This window comes from Lysinibacillus sp. NPDC092081 (genome assembly GCF_044755845.1).
Taxonomy (GTDB): Bacteria; Bacillota; Bacilli; order Bacillales_A; family Planococcaceae; genus Lysinibacillus.
In genome coordinates this window covers 354,722-371,678 of the sequence record NZ_JBIVRU010000002.1, presented here as the reverse complement: position 1 = coordinate 371,678, position 16,957 = coordinate 354,722, and the positions used below count along the sequence as shown (strand labels likewise).

The window sequence follows — 16,957 nt, the reverse complement described above, 5'->3', positions numbered from 1 at the left end:
TTTGGTCACCTTTTCTTTTTTCTAATTCCATTAAATGTACAGCGAATTATTTTTTCGCTAGTCTTTTCACAATCGCTGCTGTTTTTTCTGCCGCATGTTGTACATCAACTTCTGTTAAACCTTGACCGAAGCTAAAGCGGATCGAGTTACGTAATTCCTCTACCCCTTGTCCAAACATCGCAACTAAAACGTGTGATGGATCAATGGCGCCAGCAGTGCACGCAGAACCACTCGATACGCAAATACCTGCCATATCAAGATTTACTAGGAATGACTCTACTTCCATACCAGAAAAACTTACATTTAAAACGTGTGGGAGCGTATTTTCTATATCTCCATTCACATGAAATGCTAGATTTTCCTTCGTGAAAACATCCAGCATCATTTGCTTAAAGCGATTGTATAATGCGCGCTTCTCTTCTCGCAACTCATTTGCAATTTGCACTGCAGTAGCAAAGCCAATCACTGCTGGCACATTTTCAGTACCTGCACGACGTTTTTTCTCATGTGCTCCCCCTAATGCATAACTAGTAAATGGTGTTCCTGCTTTTTGGTAAAGGAAACCAATACCTTTAGGACCATTAATTTTATGTGCGGAAACACTTAGCATATCAACCTGTAAATCAGCAACATTAATTGACTCTAAACCATATGCCTGAACAGCATCTGTATGGAAAATAGCCTTATGTTCACGTAACAAGTCACCAATTTCAGCAATCGGTTGAATCGTACCAACTTCATTATTGCCGTACATAATCGTGACTAAAATTGTATCCTCACGTAATGCATTTCGCACGTCTTCTACAGAAACACGTCCTTTTTCATCAACCGGCAAATATGTCACATCAAAGCCATCTCGCTCAAGCTTTTCACAAGTATGTAACACAGCATGATGTTCAATTTGTGTGGTAATGATATGCTTCCCTTCAGCAGCCCTTGCATAAACAGTGCCAAAAATAGCCGTATTATCCGCCTCTGTTCCGCCACTTGTTATAATAATTTCCCCAGGTTGAGCACCAATTGATCGGGCAAGTATTTCACGTGCATCGTCTAAATATTTGCGCGCCTCTCGACCTATCCCATGAATACTTGATGCATTACCATAAACCAGTTGCATTGCTGTAGTCAGAGCGTTTATTACTTTGTCATTCATTGGTGAAGACGCTGCATGATCGAGATAAATATATGAATTCATGTTGAAAACTCCTTTGTACGAAAAGCGCCAAAGATCTGGTTCCCTGCCTCAGGTTAGGGAGCTGTGCTTTAGCCTAATTTTAAATATAGAACATATAGCCTTCCGCTACATTTTCTTCAGTATATTGTGCTAGATCCTCAATTGTCGTTGTATCTAACACATTTTTCACAGCATCACGAATGCGGAGCCATAACTCTCGCTGAGGTGCTTCTTCATTTTCAATACCTTCTACTGGTTGAATTGGACCCTCTAACACACTAATAACATTAGCTGCCGAAATTTCACTTGGTGGATTTGCTAGCATATACCCACCATATGCACCACGTACACTTTTCACTAAGCCAGAATTACGTAATGGTGAAACCAACTGCTCTAAGTATGCCTCAGAAAGCTCCTTTTCAGCAGCGATTTTGCGTAGTGGAATAGGTCCTTCTCCATAATGCTTTGCTAATTCAATCATAATCGTTAGCCCATAACGGCCCTTTGTAGAAATTTTCATTTTATCACCCTCAATTAGTCTAGTCAAAAATACTACCATCAGTATATCATAATCTCCTCTCGAAGAACTCGGAAATACTCTCGGGAGGTTATGATATACTATTAATTGCGCCTTAGTATAGTTAGTCAAAATACTATTAACGCTTCATTCTAAGCACAAAAAAACATATTAATTGAAAAACAGTTGAAAGGGGGAATTTTTAATGCATAACGAACCACTCGCTTATCGCATGCGTCCTTTAACCCTTGAAGAGATTGTAGGACACCAAGATTTTATCGGTCCAAACACCGCTCTTTATAAAATGATTCAAAATGAGCATGTTCCATCCATGCTACTATACGGTGAGCCAGGCATCGGTAAAACGTCAATTGCGAATGCCATAGCAGGAAGCTCGAAGCTTCCCTTTTTCGCACTGAATGCTACTCGCGCTGGTAAAAAGGACGTTGAGGATATTGTACAGGAAGCTCGAATATCTGGGAAAGTCCTTCTTTTTTTAGATGAAATTCATCGTTTTAATAAATTACAGCAAGATGCTTTGTTACCACATGTTGAAAACGGTTCAATCGTGTTAATTGGAGCTACGACGGAAAATCCGTACCATGATGTTAATCCCGCTATCCGCTCACGTTGCGGAGAAATATATCAACTAAAACGTTTAACGAAAGAAAACATATTCGAACTTATAAAAAAAGCACTTTCTGATGAAAAACGCGGGCTAGGTAAACATCATTTTGTATTAACAGATCATCAAATTGAGCAAATTGCTGAAGCAGCTAATGGTGACGCACGGAAGGCATTAACTTTGCTTGAATCGATTTATTATGCAAGTGATGAGGTAGACGGTCAAACAATTGCTGCTGATCATGTCATTGAGCACCTTATCGGCAGAATTGGCGTTTATGGTGATAAAAAAGGATCTCATTTTTATAATTTGCTATCTGCATTACAAAAATCAGTTCGTGGAAGTGATACGAATGCAGCATTGTATTATTTAGCTCATTTATTGGAATCCGGTGATTTAGTAGCGGTTAGTCGACGTTTACTTGTTATGGCTTATGAAGATATAGGCCTTGCCAATCCTGATGTAGGACCTCATATGCTTGCGGCTGTACAAGCGGCTGAGCGTTTAGGGCTACCCGAAGCGCGTATTCCGCTTGCAAGTGCTGTTATTGAAATGTGCCTTGCATCCAAATCCAATTCTGCAATTATAGCTATCGATGCCGCCATTGCTAGCATTCATGAAGGAAAAACAGGCGATATTCCACATCATCTACGCGATGCTCATTATGAAGGGGCAAAAGATTTAGGTCATGTAGGTTATCAATATCCCCATAACAGCCCTATTGGAACATTCGGTGGCTGGGTCGACCAGCAATATTTACCCGATGAGCTTGTGGGCACCGAATTTTATAAACCTGTTATTGCGGGTGAAGAAAAACGAATGGCAGGAATCTACGAAAAGCTTAAATCTTTTCATAAGGATGAAAAGTAATATCGTTACTTGACTTATGTTTTTTCGTAAATAGGGCACTTCTATTTTAACAAGAAGCGCCTTATTTTCTTTTATCTTGTTACTAAAAACAGGACTGACCGCTAAGCAATCACCCAGTAAAGGTTGTCTTATTTGTTGAATAGCGGCTATTATAAAATCGATTCAATGTATCTTCCACATTTCTCATCGACGGTAAGTTTGTCGTTTCTTTCTGCTCTATTTCTTTTTCGATATCATGTAAATGATGAAGAAAATTGTAGGTTTGATAGAGCAGACTAGCAAATTCCTGGGAGTTCTCACGTACTTCAAACGAATTGCTTTTACAGCAATTGCTTGACCAATTGATTGCTCTCTTGACGGAGAGGTTTGATCATCTACATTATCATCTGTAGTTCTATATAATAATTTTAATGCCTCATGAACTTCCTTGTTATCACTAAACCGTTCCTTTATCCACTGCAAGACAAATTGTAATAGGACAATGGCATAAATAAGGGACAGACATTCATCTCCGAAAGTTTTTTTCGACAAACGTTTAAAGTATTCCGCTTGTGTCACCAGTTCGAATATGATTAAACGAATTGGATACAGGAGCGCATGTCCACTGTTGATATATAATTTTTCTCGATCTTTATACATAGCCAACCAAAAACCCTTTACTAATGAGATGAATTTTCTTGTCGAGAGAGCTATTTGACATTGGATAAGCTCATGTTCAAGTGTTGGTTGTATAAGCTGCTGAAATAAAAGTTCCTCATCCTCACTTACTAATAAGAGTGGTTTTTCTAATTTTGACAAATCGATTTCGATACCGTTTATAACATTGCATACCCTCCTTCCTATAACTTACAGTATGGAATAAACCTTAATCATCACCATAACGTAGAGTGATTTCCGTTTACGATTGATACTCCAATCCATGGACTTACGTTTTAACAAATGATGATGAGGCATAAACCTTACACACAGATTTTCAATTTTTTTACTATATTTCGACAAAAATTTATAAATCCCTTTTAAGAAAAAAGTCCTTTTTTTATTTCCGTACAACAAAATTTTAACACTACTATAACAGTTTCTCTCAATAATCTCTTAACATTAACAAAAAAATCTGCAAAACTTTAAGAACTGGAAACCCAATTCCCATCACAAAAAGTGCTGTAAGAATTGGTGGATCAGCCGCAAAAAGTAAGCAGATTCTAAAATTGTTATTCTATTTTATAAAAGTGAAGATCAATCATTTTGTAATTTCATTATCTACAAATACTTTAAATTGTTGCAGGCAGTGTTTGACTGCACCTTTTTGTTCAAGTACTGCATTTCGTAGTGATACTGTTTTCTCTTCATCCCCTACGACTTCACTATAAAGTGCAAAAATTGCTGATAATAATTGTTCATTCTCTTCTTGGTCAATGCTAGGTAAAGAATAGGCAGCAACTGTTAATAATTGCTCAACTTTTTCAGGTGTTTTTTGTAACTCATTGGTTGAATAATAAGTTGATGCCGCTAAAAAGTAGCACAGCTTTGCACAACAATCTATAAACAAATGCCAATATGTATTGGCATTTGGTAATTCACCCGCTCTATTGTTTAGATATTCTTTATAAAATGTTGTAGCTTGTATATATAAAGGATTTAGTCCTTTCATTGCCTTTGGATAATTATTAGATGTATCCAAATAGTCAAATACAATATCATTCATTTTCTCTTGAAGTTTTACAATGTCTAAATGATCACGAATTACTTGAATTTCCATTTTACCACTCTCCGATGTTGTCATTTGTTTTCTAAACGTCATTCCTACTCCCCTAAGCAGTCCTGCACATTCCAAACAAACTGATTTATTATCTATTGGAATTATTAAAATTATAGCAATAAACCAAATAAAGAAGTGGGCACATGAAAAAAATAAGGCAATTTAGTGAATTAATAGCATTTTTGAACACGTAAGGCGAACAATTTTGGTAAAATTATATTCTTTGTACATAATCATCAAATAAAGATTGCTCTTTCGTTCGATCAATAATTTCGATAATACTTCCTTGTGCATATTTTTTTATTCTTTTTTGTGGCATATAAAAATAGGCAGTGTTTGTAATTAACCACCCACTAAGCGTTAGTTCACTATCTGGCTGTTGATTTGTCAATATATGTTTATGTCGAAGTATATCCGCCATTTTGTAAAAACCATCTGATAGCTCATAAGCCGAAACATCAAAATTAAAAATAGGGCTAACAACCTGGCCAACATCAAAAATGTGTATTGTTTGCCCTTCTTCATCGATAGCTAATTCTACTGTGCTAATTTCATCGAATAGATTTAAGCCCCTATATTCCATTTGATAGATTTTCTCCATCATAAAACGCCTCCTATTATAGGTTCTACAGCAAATGTTGGAGGAGTCATAATGTAAAGCTGCCCAAACATCTTAAATTGTATAGATACCCTAGCAAATATCGTAGACCTCTTTTTTACAACGCTCCTATTGTAGCATAGAAAAAGCAGCTGTCTAACATCGAGACAGCCGCTTCCATAAAATGGTTCATTATCAGTTTCTTATTTTTATCGAGAAATTATTTGAGTTTATCGATAAATATTATTAATTTATCGGTTAAAATTCTGAATTTATCGACATAACAGATTTTTCAATGTTTTTTAACCTTGTACACGTGTAATTTTTACATCTTTTAAGATTGTATTCACTACCCAGCTTGCTGCAATTAAACCCGCCACTGAAGGAACGAAGGCATTAGAAGATGGAGGCATTTTAGCTTTACGGATATCTGCATCTGGTTTTCCGACATGCTCCACAACATCTGGACGAACTACAATGGGACTCTCATCTGAGAACACAACCGTTACTCCTTTATGAATACCATCCTTACGTAATTTTGTACGAATTATTTTAGCCAATGGGTCCGTATGCGTTTTAGAAATATCCGCAATTTTGAAACGAGTTGGATCCATTTTATTGGCTGCACCCATACTAGATATCATTGGAATATTACGCTTTAGACATTCCTTCATTATATGAATTTTATACATCACTGTATCACTTGCATCAATGACATAATCTATGCCTTGGGCAAAAAATTCCTCATATGTTTCCTCTGTGTAAAACATGTGCATATCAATTACTTCACATTCTGGGTTAATATCAGCAATACGCTCTTTCATAACACCTGACTTAGATTTTCCGACCGTTGAAAGATAGGCAACTAATTGACGATTAACATTCGTAATATCTACATTATCCTTATCTACCAAAATAATGCGGCCAATACCACTACGTGCACATGCCTCAGCAGCAAATGAACCTACACCCCCTACACCAAGAATGGCTACCGTTGTATTTTTTAATTTTTCGAGTCCCTCTGTTCCTATTGCGAGCTCATTACGTGAAAATTGATGTAACATCCTTACACTCTCCGTCTATTGAATTTTGATCCCGCTTTAACGGGCAGTAATTTATCTTTTACCGTCAGCGAAGCGTTAGGTGGGTGATACACTGCCCGTTAAAGCCCGATTTGTGATTTGCGGTGGATAAAGCCCACACTGATTACTTTATTAGTAAACCTAGTTATATACTAAGATAAAATCAAACCTATCTTACATTTTATCACGATATTCATCAAGTAAAAATTATAACTAAAAAAAATAAGTATTCCTAATCAAACACTTTATTAAGTATGTAAAGTTTGAATGGAGCCTATAAAAATCTATATGTTCACAGCTTGAAGTAGAAAATTTAAGGCAATTGAATAAATCGTAATCCAACTGCCTTTAGTCTTATCATTTTCATTCCTGTTCATAATTTTTGGAGAAAGATTTCGCAAAATCTGAGCCGAGCTGAACGTTTATTTGCTTGAAAGCTGCAATTGCTGCCCCTCCGATTGGTTGTAAGTTTGGTACCATAAATTGCAATGGTATCTCGTCAGCTTGTGAGAATTGCTGTAATTTCGATAAAAAATATGCTTCATTATTATAAACGCCACCCACTAATACAACAGGTACTTTCCCTTCCTCCCAAGTCATATGAGAGTAACATGCTTTAATCGCCACATAATATTTCTTACATGCATCCTCAATGATCTGAATAGCAACACGATCTCCTTTTTCTGCCACGTTAAAAACATATTTACTTAACGGTGCAATCACTGTCCGAGGATGCTCCTCTCCATATATACACTCAACTAATTGCGGTACATTTTCCATTGAAAAATAACGCAATACAACATCTGTCAAAGCTGTTGGGTCTCCTCGTCCATCATAACTTTGAAAAATAGCCTTCAGTACTTGAACCCCTAAATCATAGCCACTGCCCTCATCATCAAAAAGATAACCCCAGCCCCCTACTCTATGAAAATGTTGCTCTCGATCGTAGCCCATTGTGATAGCGCCTGTCCCTGCAATTTGCACAATACCCTCCTGCCCAAGTGTGCCTGCATACAGTGCAATTAGAGCATCATTATCAACAAAAATATGTGCTGTTTTATGAACGTATTGACGCACTATTGTTTCTACAACTTCCTCTGCCTGTAGCTCCTTGACCCCAGCCATGCCAGCAAAACAACTATCTATGGCAGCAAATACTTGCGGATTCTGTTGCTGTAAATTTTGTAGTATATCATGAATCGTTGACTTAAAATATTGAACACCCATTGCTGTTGGATTACTCCGAGCCGTTACGACTTTGGCATAAATATTGCCCAGCTCATCACAAATCACTGCTGATGTTTTCGTTCCACCACCGTCAATCGCTAATACATACATAATCTTCTCTCCTTTCTTCTTGGTTAATTTCTCCTTAGCTTAATTGTAGCTGTCGCTTCGCTTTCGCTACATAAAACATTGTTGCTGTCGCTATAAAAACAATAGCTGAATCAAGATAAAAAAAGGGATTAAGCACTATCAACTAATGGCTTAATTCCTTCTTCTGTAATCATTTTGTAAAGCCAAATGATGCCCATGGCTGAATATTTGTTAATAAGAATTGCTCTTCTTCTACAACTCTTGCAACAACATTTGTTGATCCGGCATTCGGTATTTCCTTCAAAACAATTTGGAGCTCACCCTTATAACGTACATCTAAATTATTATCGATTGTCACATCCCCCAATTTTAATGGAAGGCTATCGTGTGCAGGGAAGTCACCATTTTTATATTTAACACGAGATTGCGTACTACGGATTACATAATCCGAAACATCGCCACGATTAAAATGTGGCTCCTTAAAAAGGATGGCTTCTTCTAAAACAGACGTTTCAACGGACTGCTCAACCTTCAGCTCTAGCTTATGGCGATTTAATTGACCTAATGCACGTAATTCTTCCTCAGAAGCATACATATTGCCGATAATACAATCATCTATTAAACCAGTGTGCCATAAATCCTTTGCTTGCACAGTAATTGGCAGATGACGATGCTCTTCTAATGTTGGCAAACCATGCTCGGTTTCTTCCCAAGGCCCAAACATAGCGTGCTGTGATGAGATCATTGCTGCTGTTCGAATATGATTTGCTTTAAATTGTTGAGATGTTTGTAAAAAATGTTGACGTGATAGACCTGTAAAACGTCTTGGATAAAAATTATGACAGCCAATAATATTATCTTTATTCGGTTGATAGGATAATATATTTTCTACATATTTAGTACCGTTACTAATATTTAACTCTATTTTTAAATTGCTTGCATCGAGGGACATAAACGCTTCTTCCTGGCCAGAAAAACCCATATCTAAGCGCAATGCCGCTAAAAGATAATGTTCTTTAAAGTACCCAATATCCTTATACGTTAAGCCTAAATCTTCAAAAACAGTTGGTGCAATATCAGCTGAAATTTCAAAGCCAAGCTGCTGCGCAAATTTATTGATTTGCTGTAATTTTTGTCGTTCCTGATCGTTATTTAACGACATTAGACAAGTAAATATTCGATCAAAACCATTGTCATGAGCGAGCTGAACATATCGCTTCATATCTTCTAGTGTACTATGCTGAGGATATAGTGAAATCCCTAATCTTTTCAATTCAATTACCTCCGTTAGTTCACAATTACACTTCTACTTTTTGAATTTCTGATTGTGCAGCAGGCTGTTTATTTTGAGCTTCTGCTTCAGCAGCTCGTTGTTCATTTTGCTTCGCCATTCGGTTTGCCATTGAGATAAATGGTAAGTAAATACATACAGCTACAACAATTAAGACAAAACTAAGTACAGCTCCACGCCAAGATGCAGTTGCTAGGAATCCATTTATAATTGGTGGCGTTGTCCATGGTGGCGAAACTGTAGCTGCTGGTACCCAGCCCCATTTCGTTGTAAAGTAAGCAATCGTTACGTTAATCATTGGTGTCAAAATAAACGGTACAAATAAAACTGGATTTAATACGATAGGTAAACCAAAAAGTAATGGCTCATTTATATTGAAAAGCCCTGGTGCTGCTGACAATTTTCCAACCGTATTATATTGCTTATTCTTTCTAGCGAAAATGAAAATAGCAATAATAAGTGCTATTGTCGTACCAGATCCACCCATATTGATGAAGGCATCAAAGAATGGTTTATTGACGATATACGGTGCTACATCTCCTGCTGAAATAGCCTTTACATTCTCAGCAATCGCAGGTAGATTAATCGTTTGCATAAATGGTTCGATGATATTAGCACCGTGAACACCCAGTGTCCATAAAAACGTAGGAATAAATGCTAAAATTAATGCCGCTAACCACGTATTCGTTAAGCCCATAAATGGTTCTTGAATGGCAGAATAGAATGATCCAACAATATCAGGAATATCGAAGCCTGCTGAAATGATTGTACGAACTAGAGCAAATAATCCAATTGTAATAATTGCAGGTAGTAACGCCGCAAATGATTTTGAAACAGCCGGCGGTACACCATTTGGCATTTTAATTAGTAGCTTAGGATTGCCCGCCAATCTACAAAATACTTCCGTGGAGAGTAGAGAAATAATAAGAGCTATAAAAATACCACCTGTACCTGTTGTTAAGCCTGTTAAGCCACCCTCACCAAAGGTACCAAATGTCATGTAACCCGCAAGACTGATAACGCCGGCAGAAAGTCCATCCTTGTCATAGCTTTTTGCAAGATGATAAGCAATTGAAAAGGCTAATAAAAGCGAGATAATTCCAAATGTTGCTCCCCAAACATTGCCACCCCATTGTGTCCAAGTTTCATGCTTCCAGATGGCATCGAGTGCATTTTGATAAAATTTAATAGGCAAATTATTAACAAGAACTGCAAGTGATCCAAGAATTGTCAATGGCATGATCGTAATAAATCCATCACGAATGGCAACTAAATGACGCTGGCTTCCTACTCTAGCAGCAACTGGCACAAATTTTTCTTCTAAAAAACGAAACATTCCCTACACTCCCTTTGCTTTTTATTTTTACATCAAAACTTGATGCTACTCCCCTTTGATTCGTTCATATAACTCGATCATTTCCTGCGCTAAATCACGAAACGTTATGGCATTCATTAAATGATCCTGCGCGTGAATTAACAGCATAGAAACTTCTACTTTTTCTCCCCTTGCTTCTTGTGAAAGTAGAGCTGTCTGAGAATGATGCGCTTCAATCAATGAATCGTTAGCTAACTGTATTTTTTCCTTTGCTTCCTGAATCTGCCCATTTTTTGCTAGCTGGATAGCCTCCATACACTCACTTTTCGTATTACCACTGTGCACAATCAGTCCCATAATGGATTCCATCAAAACTGTTTCTTCCATTGTCGTCGCCCCCTTAACCAATCAACGTTAATGCCTGCTTTAAAACATTTTCGCCATTCATCATGCCGTAATCCGCCATGTTAATGATTTCAATCGGAAAATTCATTGCCTTGTATTTTTTTTCATATGTCCCTTTTAAGTAACGGACTTGTGGACCTAATAGCAGCACATCCGCCATTTTAGTAGCTAATACTTTATCAACCTCACCTTCAGCAATCGCATAAATATCTGCCTCAATGTTTTGTTCTTGTGCAGCTTTTTGCATCTTTGACACTAGTAAACTAGTACTCATTCCCGCTACGCACACTAGCATAATGTTTTTCATCAAAACACTCCTTTTCATGATAAAGTTCGTCTTTCTAGCTAACTTTAATTTTTGTAATTTCCAACTATGAAATCGCTTTCTTAAATTGAGAATAGCACCTATTGGTATATACCACAATATACTTTTTACACAATTTACTTCCTCAGGAAATAGCTTCAAAAACTGGGCTACATCGTTGTTATAGACTATTGAAAGGATTCATCCAACTGGTATAGTCCAGAAAAAAACTTAAAAAATTTTAATTTTCCGAAATTAAATGATTAAAAGTTATTCATTCATATCCACTTTTGAATAAATGTCTCTCATACATTGTTAATTTGCTTTTAAAAATATTCATAGAAGGCTGGTTTATTAGATGGTAACGCTAACTGCCATCGATCAATTATCTCTTCAGCCAATTGTTCATTTGCATACATGACCGCATCCTTTACAGAAAGATAGCCAACCATCATCGCTGAAAAAAGATTAATTGGTAATGTTAACATATGCATTTCTCGGATAGATTTTGTCTTAATTATCGAGACATCTCCACTTTTATTTATTTTATATACGTGCTGATTCCAACTACAAAATGCATCTTCAATTTGAATATATAATGGCTCCTGAATATCGCTCCACGGATAATGTTGCATAAACCTCATAACGTCAACTATCCTTACCATCACATCTTGAACGACTTCCTTTTTAAACTGTGGTTCTTTAAAATAGAAGCCAAATTGATGGTTGTTAGAAGTAACTCCCTTGATGTTATTTACACTCGCCGCATGCGACGTTATAAAACGCCAAATTGCTTGTTCTGCTTGTAAATCCTCAGCTATAAAATCATGAATCTCAAACGCTCCATCCTGAATGATATAACGAATATAACCTGCAATTTTATCATTCTTAAAATATGCCGCAAAATGACTATCAGGCATCCTTCTCTCTATTCTTTTCCACCACGCGTCATCTCGTAGCATACTTCCATTATCGCAAAGCGCCTGTGCATTATGAAAATCCTTAATCGCCTGAAAAAGATCACAATCTGGCCATTCAAAGCTCATACGTTTTACTACGTCCAACTGCTTTCCGAAAGAAGGAAACATCGATTGAGGAATCGTGTAATATAGCTTCTCAAAAAACAATTCCCATCCAAAATAACGATAAAAGGATACAGAAAATGGTGCTAACACAGAAATACTTTGCCCATTCTCCCGCATTTTCTTCAGTGCCTCTGTCATAAGCTTTTTGATAATGCCCTGCTGCCGATACTCAGGATAGGTTGCAACAAAGCCAATTCCGCCCATATCATAATTTTCACCATGGATTGTCATATTAAGTGGCAATATTAATAGCTGTCCAACTACTTTATGTTCATCGTAGGCACCCAATGTTGTGCTATGCTCAACCCAATAGTGAAAATCATCGCGGCGCGCACTAGTATACTTATTAGGGAAACAATAATCTCTTAATTGATGTACCTGCTTATAATCTTCTGTTGGAATTATTTTAATTTCCATAGACAAATTCACCTCCCTCTCAACACTGAATATTCTCACATTTCGAGATAAACTTAAATCTTTATAGTTCACCCCTGAGATACAACAATGCCTTTTATTTTTAGCATTCCTCTCCAATTCCTTTAGAAACAATTACTTCTGTTACTGTTTGAAAAAGCTTCTCAGCATCGGGCCCATCTGCTGAAATTTCCACAATGCTTCCGGGTGCTACTCCTTGTGCCATAACACCCATAATTGATTTTAAATTGACCGATTTCTCTTTATACGTTAACAGAACATCACACTCAAATGGTGTGACTGCAGTTACAAGTAAAGCTGCGGGTCTAGCATGTAGTCCCTCCGGCGCTGTTATTTTATATATTTTCTTCATAGATATCCCTCCGCTTGTCATTTAAAGTTAATTCGATGTTGATAATAGGCAATCATAGCCTCATTATGAGACGAATCCGAGTCAACATTATTGCTTTTAAAAACTGGTAATACTTCGTCAGATATGGCCATGATCTCAATGACTTCACTGAATAATACATTTAAAATAATTGAACCAATAACTGTAGAGGATGGTGCATACTGTATTTCATTGTGATGCAGCAAACCATCTCCTATTGGTATATGCGTATCGATAACTATATCTACTACATCCTCTAAGCGCTGTCCACTTTGATGGCGGGTCGGCTGTTCGCAATAAGCAAGAGATTGCAGAGATATGACCAGCACTCCTGCTTCTTTCGCTAAAAATGCTACATCTATAGGTGCTTGATTTCTCCCGGATGTTGAAATAACAATGCAAACATCATTTTCATGAAAATCAAAATGATCTTTATACTGTTCAATGATAGTCGGGTCCTTCTCATTTTCAGATGACGTCATTGCTCCTGCGTGTAATGTTAAAGGTTCTATAATGATAGGACGTACTGGTACAAGCCCTCCCGCACGATAAAAACCATCCTGTGCTAAAAGATGAGAATGGCCACAACCAAATAATTGGACAATTCCCCCGCGTTGAAGCCTTTGTACAATTATTTGTGCGGCTTCTTTTATTTGGGCATATTCTTGCTCCTTCACGACCTGCATTAACTTTTGAATTTCTAGAAAATATGCATCCATAGGATCACCTTTTAATTTCACTAATGAATTTGTATCGATCAGCTCGATAAGTACTTCGCACAAGCTCAAACGGAACTCCATCAGATAAATAACTCGTACGTTTAATAATTAATACAGGTGCAGTATGATTAATTTGCAAAAATTTGCTATCTTCTTTTGGAACAATAGCTGCCTCCATTTGCTGAATAGCATTTCCAATTTTTTGATGGAATTTTGCTTCGATTAACGCATACAATGATCCCATTATTTTCTTTTCATCTAATTCTGGATATACTCTTACTGGAATATATGTTCTTTCGATTGCCATTGGCTTGGAATCTGCACTACGAATTCGTACAACGAAGAATACCTCTTCGCCTGGCTCTAACATCAAATCTCCAGCAATATCAACTGTTGGTACGATTTTCTCAAAGCGTAAAACTTTACTGCTTGGTTCCATCCCTCTAGCACGCATATCCTCTGTGAAACTTGTTAATCCTTTTAGCGGTTGTTCTAATTTTGGATTAGCGACATATGTACCTCTCCCTTTTTCACGATACAGCAAACCGCTATTGACTAAATTTGTGATTGATTGACGAACAGTCATTCTACTAACATCAAACTGCGTAGAAAGTTCTCGCTCAGAAGGTATATTTTCTCCGATTTTGTATTCTTCTAAATAAATCCGTTGTTTAATGATTTCTTCTATTTGTATATAGATAGGTATATGAGAATTTTTATCTAACAAGTGTTGCACCATCCTTATCGCCTCTTTACTTTCATTTCTCAAATACAACTTTACCCCGACAAATAGTTTTTTGTACATTTAAATTTTCATCCAGTAATACAAAATCTGCATCATAGCCTTCTTCAATACGACCTTTAGTTGCTAGCTGTAATTGCTCAGCAGCATTCGTAGAGGACATTGCGACAATTTCCCGCAATGAGCAATTGGTAATTGCTTTCATATTTTTTACTGCCTGCTCCATCGTTAACACACTACCAGCTAAAGCCCCATTAGATAAATGAGCCCCCTCCTTAGATACATGAACGGTTTGACCTCCTAAATCATAGTCACCGTAATGTAAGCCTTTGGCCCGCATCGCATCGGTAATTAAGATAATGCCCTTTGCACCTTTCATACGATACGCTAGCTTTACAGCTCGAGGATGACTATGCACAAAATCTGCGATAATTTCTGTCTTTACCTGATCCTCTAAAAGCACTGCACCAACGACACCTGGATTACGATGATGGAAAGGGCGCATTTGGTTATATAAATGTGTAGCCTGCCTTACTCCCAATGATACTGCCTTATCCACTTCCTCAATTGATGCGTCAGAATGGCCAATGGAAGCAATAACATTTAAATCCTTTAACGATTCAATAAACGTAAAGCCTCCTTCTATCTCAGGTGCAATTGTTACTTGTTTAATGCGTTGCTTACTTAAGTTCTGCCAGGATGCAAATTGCTCAGTAGACGGTAAAATAATGTACTCAATTGGCTGAGCACCTGCCCTTTTTTTCGATACATATGGTCCTTCTACATGTATACCTAATAAACATGCCTCATCATCATTACTTTCAAATTGAGCAGCATTAGCTAAAGCGCTTTCAATTGCTTCTATAGATTGCGTCATTGTAGTAGCAAGGAAGCCTGTAACGCCTTCCTGTACTAACGAGCGCGCCATTTGATGTAATGCTAATTGCGTAGCATCCATCACATCATGCCCAGCTGAGCCATGTATATGCATATCAATATAGCCAGGTAGCAGTAACCAGTTTCCATCTATGCCATCTATATAATGCTCGGCTTTATCAGATAAGTTATTACTTATTTTAACAATCCTACCATTGTCAATGAGTAAATCGCCTTTAAACGGTGCTTCATCATAATTGACTATCGTAACATTGGAAATTAAAAGTGTATTCTTCAATAGATCACCTCCTAATCATTTTTTGAGGAGCTTTACTGAAATTAATAAGCTACCATTCATTTTGGTATAGTTGTCTATACCAATTATATGACGCTTTAACAAAAATATAAAGTATTTTTTGTATTTTCTAAATTTTTAACTTCATCGCCATACCGTGGGGTTGATTTCCGTAAACTATATCCACGCTTTATTTATCTCCTGCTAAAGCAATTCTTTTATCAAAAATCGATTGTACAAATTGCTCTTTATACGATGTATATTCATCAATTCCCTTTAAATTGCTGTTAAGAAAGTTTAGTTTTAACTTTTCATACTGCCTTTTGATTGATTCATTTGCATTTAAATAATCTCTAAAAAACAATAAATCAAACCATTTATCTTCTTCATAATTCACCAAATGAACAAAATGTGTTTTGACTTCAAATGTATCATCTGTAAACTTTGCAAATACAATTTCTGCTGGTCTTTCTACACGCAATCTATAAAAACCAGCTTTTCTCATTTCTTCTAAAAAGGAATCTGAAATATTTTGAATATTGTCAGTGCCCATTAAAATATCGATCACTGGCTTTGCCTGAATCCCTTCAATCGATGTACTACCAATATGTTGAATACGATCAAATTGGATATTTGTATGTTCTATAATCTCGGAACGAACTCGGATAAATTCTTTTTTCCATTCACTTTCATAGGGCACAATTTTTACTTCATTCTTTTTTAAGCCAAGGATCATTATCAGTTCTCCTTTGCAATAATCAAATTTGATCGATTTTAAGTCTTGCTTGTGCGGTTGGCTTTTTGAATAACCATTTACTTGCACTAAAAAAGGAGCTAACTTTATGCTCCCCTGTGTACTTATTTACTATGTATGACGAATCCCAATTGTGCCGTTATGCCAAGAAACATTCGTTTTGAACCCGCAATTCGCAGGGGGGTGCCCGCTTTGCAGCTTTAAACGTCCCGCTCCGCATGGGGCTTGTTTGCGACTACAAAATGAAGGCTCCCGATTCAAAAGTGTTCGGTCAAAACTGTTAAGTAGAGCTAGCAATTAGACTAACACATCAGGATTCGTATTACAGTTATAATAACACTATATTTCTGATAATTCAAACTATTTTCTTTTAAAAAATCTAAAAACTTGCGAAAACGCAAAAAAATACCTAGATTCTCAACAGATT

18 protein-coding genes and 1 other RNA gene are annotated in these 16,957 nt (G+C 36.9%); 1 reads left to right on the top strand and 18 read right to left on the bottom strand.

Annotation, left to right across the window (positions count from 1 at the left end; translation table 11 throughout):
* Positions 1 to 46 precede the first annotated feature (46 nt).
* A complete protein-coding gene (locus ACIQLB_RS06575; protein WP_400722632.1) occupies positions 47 to 1,195 on the bottom strand; it encodes a cysteine desulfurase family protein in 1,149 nt (382 codons plus the stop codon).
* Between the two features lie 79 nt (positions 1,196 to 1,274).
* On the bottom strand, positions 1,275 to 1,694 hold the full coding sequence (gene cymR, locus ACIQLB_RS06570; RefSeq protein ID WP_053484768.1) for a cysteine metabolism transcriptional regulator CymR: 420 nt from the start codon (positions 1,692 to 1,694) through the stop codon (positions 1,275 to 1,277).
* Between the two features lie 202 nt (positions 1,695 to 1,896).
* Between cymR and ACIQLB_RS06565 the strand changes: the two genes are divergently transcribed.
* The gene (locus tag ACIQLB_RS06565) at positions 1,897 to 3,186 is read left to right on the top strand and encodes a replication-associated recombination protein A (protein WP_400722627.1); all 1,290 of its coding nucleotides are present in this window, start codon (positions 1,897 to 1,899) and stop codon (positions 3,184 to 3,186) included.
* Positions 3,187 to 3,402: 216 nt separating this feature from the next.
* On the opposite strand, the gene ACIQLB_RS06560 is transcribed toward ACIQLB_RS06565, so the two are convergent.
* From ACIQLB_RS06560 to ssrS, 16 genes are all read right to left on the bottom strand, one after another.
* Positions 3,403 to 3,984 (bottom strand): hypothetical protein, encoded by a 582-nt coding sequence (locus ACIQLB_RS06560; protein WP_400722624.1) that lies wholly within the window; start codon positions 3,982 to 3,984, stop codon positions 3,403 to 3,405.
* Positions 3,985 to 4,423: 439 nt separating this feature from the next.
* On the bottom strand, positions 4,424 to 4,984 hold the full coding sequence (locus tag ACIQLB_RS06555) for a hypothetical protein (RefSeq protein WP_400722621.1): 561 nt from the start codon (positions 4,982 to 4,984) through the stop codon (positions 4,424 to 4,426).
* A gap of 172 nt (positions 4,985 to 5,156) precedes the next feature.
* Positions 5,157 to 5,546 carry a hypothetical protein gene (locus ACIQLB_RS06550; protein WP_400722618.1) on the bottom strand — a complete coding sequence of 130 codons (390 nt, stop codon included), beginning with the start codon at positions 5,544 to 5,546 and terminating at the stop codon, positions 5,157 to 5,159.
* 296 nt (positions 5,547 to 5,842) lie between these two features.
* Complete coding sequence (locus tag ACIQLB_RS06545) at positions 5,843 to 6,604, bottom strand: tRNA threonylcarbamoyladenosine dehydratase (protein WP_400722615.1); 762 nt, start codon at positions 6,602 to 6,604, stop codon at positions 5,843 to 5,845.
* A 381-nt stretch (positions 6,605 to 6,985) separates the two neighbouring features.
* The gene (locus tag ACIQLB_RS06540; RefSeq protein WP_400722612.1) at positions 6,986 to 7,960 is read right to left on the bottom strand and encodes an N-acetylglucosamine kinase; all 975 of its coding nucleotides are present in this window, start codon (positions 7,958 to 7,960) and stop codon (positions 6,986 to 6,988) included.
* A 169-nt stretch (positions 7,961 to 8,129) separates the two neighbouring features.
* Positions 8,130 to 9,212 carry a DUF871 domain-containing protein gene (locus ACIQLB_RS06535; protein WP_400722610.1) on the bottom strand — a complete coding sequence of 361 codons (1,083 nt, stop codon included), beginning with the start codon at positions 9,210 to 9,212 and terminating at the stop codon, positions 8,130 to 8,132.
* A gap of 25 nt (positions 9,213 to 9,237) precedes the next feature.
* A complete protein-coding gene (locus ACIQLB_RS06530) occupies positions 9,238 to 10,566 on the bottom strand; it encodes a PTS sugar transporter subunit IIC (RefSeq protein ID WP_400722608.1) in 1,329 nt (442 codons plus the stop codon).
* A gap of 45 nt (positions 10,567 to 10,611) precedes the next feature.
* On the bottom strand, positions 10,612 to 10,932 hold the full coding sequence (locus ACIQLB_RS06525) for a PTS lactose/cellobiose transporter subunit IIA (protein ID WP_400722605.1): 321 nt from the start codon (positions 10,930 to 10,932) through the stop codon (positions 10,612 to 10,614).
* 13 nt (positions 10,933 to 10,945) lie between these two features.
* A complete protein-coding gene (locus ACIQLB_RS06520; protein ID WP_400722602.1) occupies positions 10,946 to 11,257 on the bottom strand; it encodes a PTS sugar transporter subunit IIB in 312 nt (103 codons plus the stop codon).
* A gap of 323 nt (positions 11,258 to 11,580) precedes the next feature.
* A complete protein-coding gene (locus tag ACIQLB_RS06515) occupies positions 11,581 to 12,756 on the bottom strand; it encodes a GNAT family N-acetyltransferase (RefSeq protein ID WP_400722599.1) in 1,176 nt (391 codons plus the stop codon).
* Between the two features lie 100 nt (positions 12,757 to 12,856).
* Positions 12,857 to 13,126 (bottom strand): HPr family phosphocarrier protein, encoded by a 270-nt coding sequence (locus ACIQLB_RS06510; protein ID WP_400722596.1) that lies wholly within the window; start codon positions 13,124 to 13,126, stop codon positions 12,857 to 12,859.
* A gap of 17 nt (positions 13,127 to 13,143) precedes the next feature.
* Complete coding sequence (locus tag ACIQLB_RS06505; protein ID WP_400723091.1) at positions 13,144 to 13,863, bottom strand: sugar isomerase domain-containing protein; 720 nt, start codon at positions 13,861 to 13,863, stop codon at positions 13,144 to 13,146.
* A 4-nt stretch (positions 13,864 to 13,867) separates the two neighbouring features.
* Positions 13,868 to 14,590: a GntR family transcriptional regulator gene (locus ACIQLB_RS06500; RefSeq protein ID WP_400723088.1), complete on the bottom strand. Its 723-nt coding sequence runs from the start codon at positions 14,588 to 14,590 to the stop codon at positions 13,868 to 13,870.
* A 31-nt stretch (positions 14,591 to 14,621) separates the two neighbouring features.
* Positions 14,622 to 15,779: an N-acetylglucosamine-6-phosphate deacetylase gene (gene nagA / locus ACIQLB_RS06495; RefSeq protein WP_400722593.1), complete on the bottom strand. Its 1,158-nt coding sequence runs from the start codon at positions 15,777 to 15,779 to the stop codon at positions 14,622 to 14,624.
* Positions 15,780 to 15,966: 187 nt separating this feature from the next.
* The gene (locus tag ACIQLB_RS06490; protein WP_400722590.1) at positions 15,967 to 16,512 is read right to left on the bottom strand and encodes a GrpB family protein; all 546 of its coding nucleotides are present in this window, start codon (positions 16,510 to 16,512) and stop codon (positions 15,967 to 15,969) included.
* Between the two features lie 138 nt (positions 16,513 to 16,650).
* A non-coding RNA gene (gene ssrS / locus ACIQLB_RS06485) (6S RNA) lies at positions 16,651 to 16,850 on the bottom strand.
* Between the last annotated feature and the right edge of the window lie 107 nt (positions 16,851 to 16,957).

What these genes read in the sequence shown, in the direction of transcription:
- ACIQLB_RS06575 (WP_400722632.1), bottom strand. Translation starts at nt 1,195, where the DNA reads ATGAATTCATATATTTATCTCGATCATGCAGCGTCTTCACCAATGAAT.
- ACIQLB_RS06550 (WP_400722618.1), bottom strand. Translation starts at nt 5,546, where the DNA reads ATGATGGAGAAAATCTATCAAATGGAATATAGGGGCTTAAATCTATTC.
- ACIQLB_RS06530 (WP_400722608.1), bottom strand. Translation starts at nt 10,566, where the DNA reads ATGTTTCGTTTTTTAGAAGAAAAATTTGTGCCAGTTGCTGCTAGAGTA.
- ACIQLB_RS06515 (WP_400722599.1), bottom strand. Translation starts at nt 12,756, where the DNA reads ATGGAAATTAAAATAATTCCAACAGAAGATTATAAGCAGGTACATCAA.
- cymR (WP_053484768.1), bottom strand. Translation starts at nt 1,694, where the DNA reads ATGAAAATTTCTACAAAGGGCCGTTATGGGCTAACGATTATGATTGAA.
- ACIQLB_RS06545 (WP_400722615.1), bottom strand. Translation starts at nt 6,604, where the DNA reads ATGTTACATCAATTTTCACGTAATGAGCTCGCAATAGGAACAGAGGGA.
- ACIQLB_RS06520 (WP_400722602.1), bottom strand. Translation starts at nt 11,257, where the DNA reads ATGAAAAACATTATGCTAGTGTGCGTAGCGGGAATGAGTACTAGTTTA.
- ACIQLB_RS06525 (WP_400722605.1), bottom strand. Translation starts at nt 10,932, where the DNA reads ATGGAAGAAACAGTTTTGATGGAATCCATTATGGGACTGATTGTGCAC.
- ACIQLB_RS06490 (WP_400722590.1), bottom strand. Translation starts at nt 16,512, where the DNA reads ATGATCCTTGGCTTAAAAAAGAATGAAGTAAAAATTGTGCCCTATGAA.
- ACIQLB_RS06565 (WP_400722627.1), top strand. Translation starts at nt 1,897, where the DNA reads ATGCATAACGAACCACTCGCTTATCGCATGCGTCCTTTAACCCTTGAA.
- ACIQLB_RS06540 (WP_400722612.1), bottom strand. Translation starts at nt 7,960, where the DNA reads ATGTATGTATTAGCGATTGACGGTGGTGGAACGAAAACATCAGCAGTG.
- ACIQLB_RS06555 (WP_400722621.1), bottom strand. Translation starts at nt 4,984, where the DNA reads ATGACGTTTAGAAAACAAATGACAACATCGGAGAGTGGTAAAATGGAA.
- ACIQLB_RS06505 (WP_400723091.1), bottom strand. Translation starts at nt 13,863, where the DNA reads ATGGATGCATATTTTCTAGAAATTCAAAAGTTAATGCAGGTCGTGAAG.
- ACIQLB_RS06510 (WP_400722596.1), bottom strand. Translation starts at nt 13,126, where the DNA reads ATGAAGAAAATATATAAAATAACAGCGCCGGAGGGACTACATGCTAGA.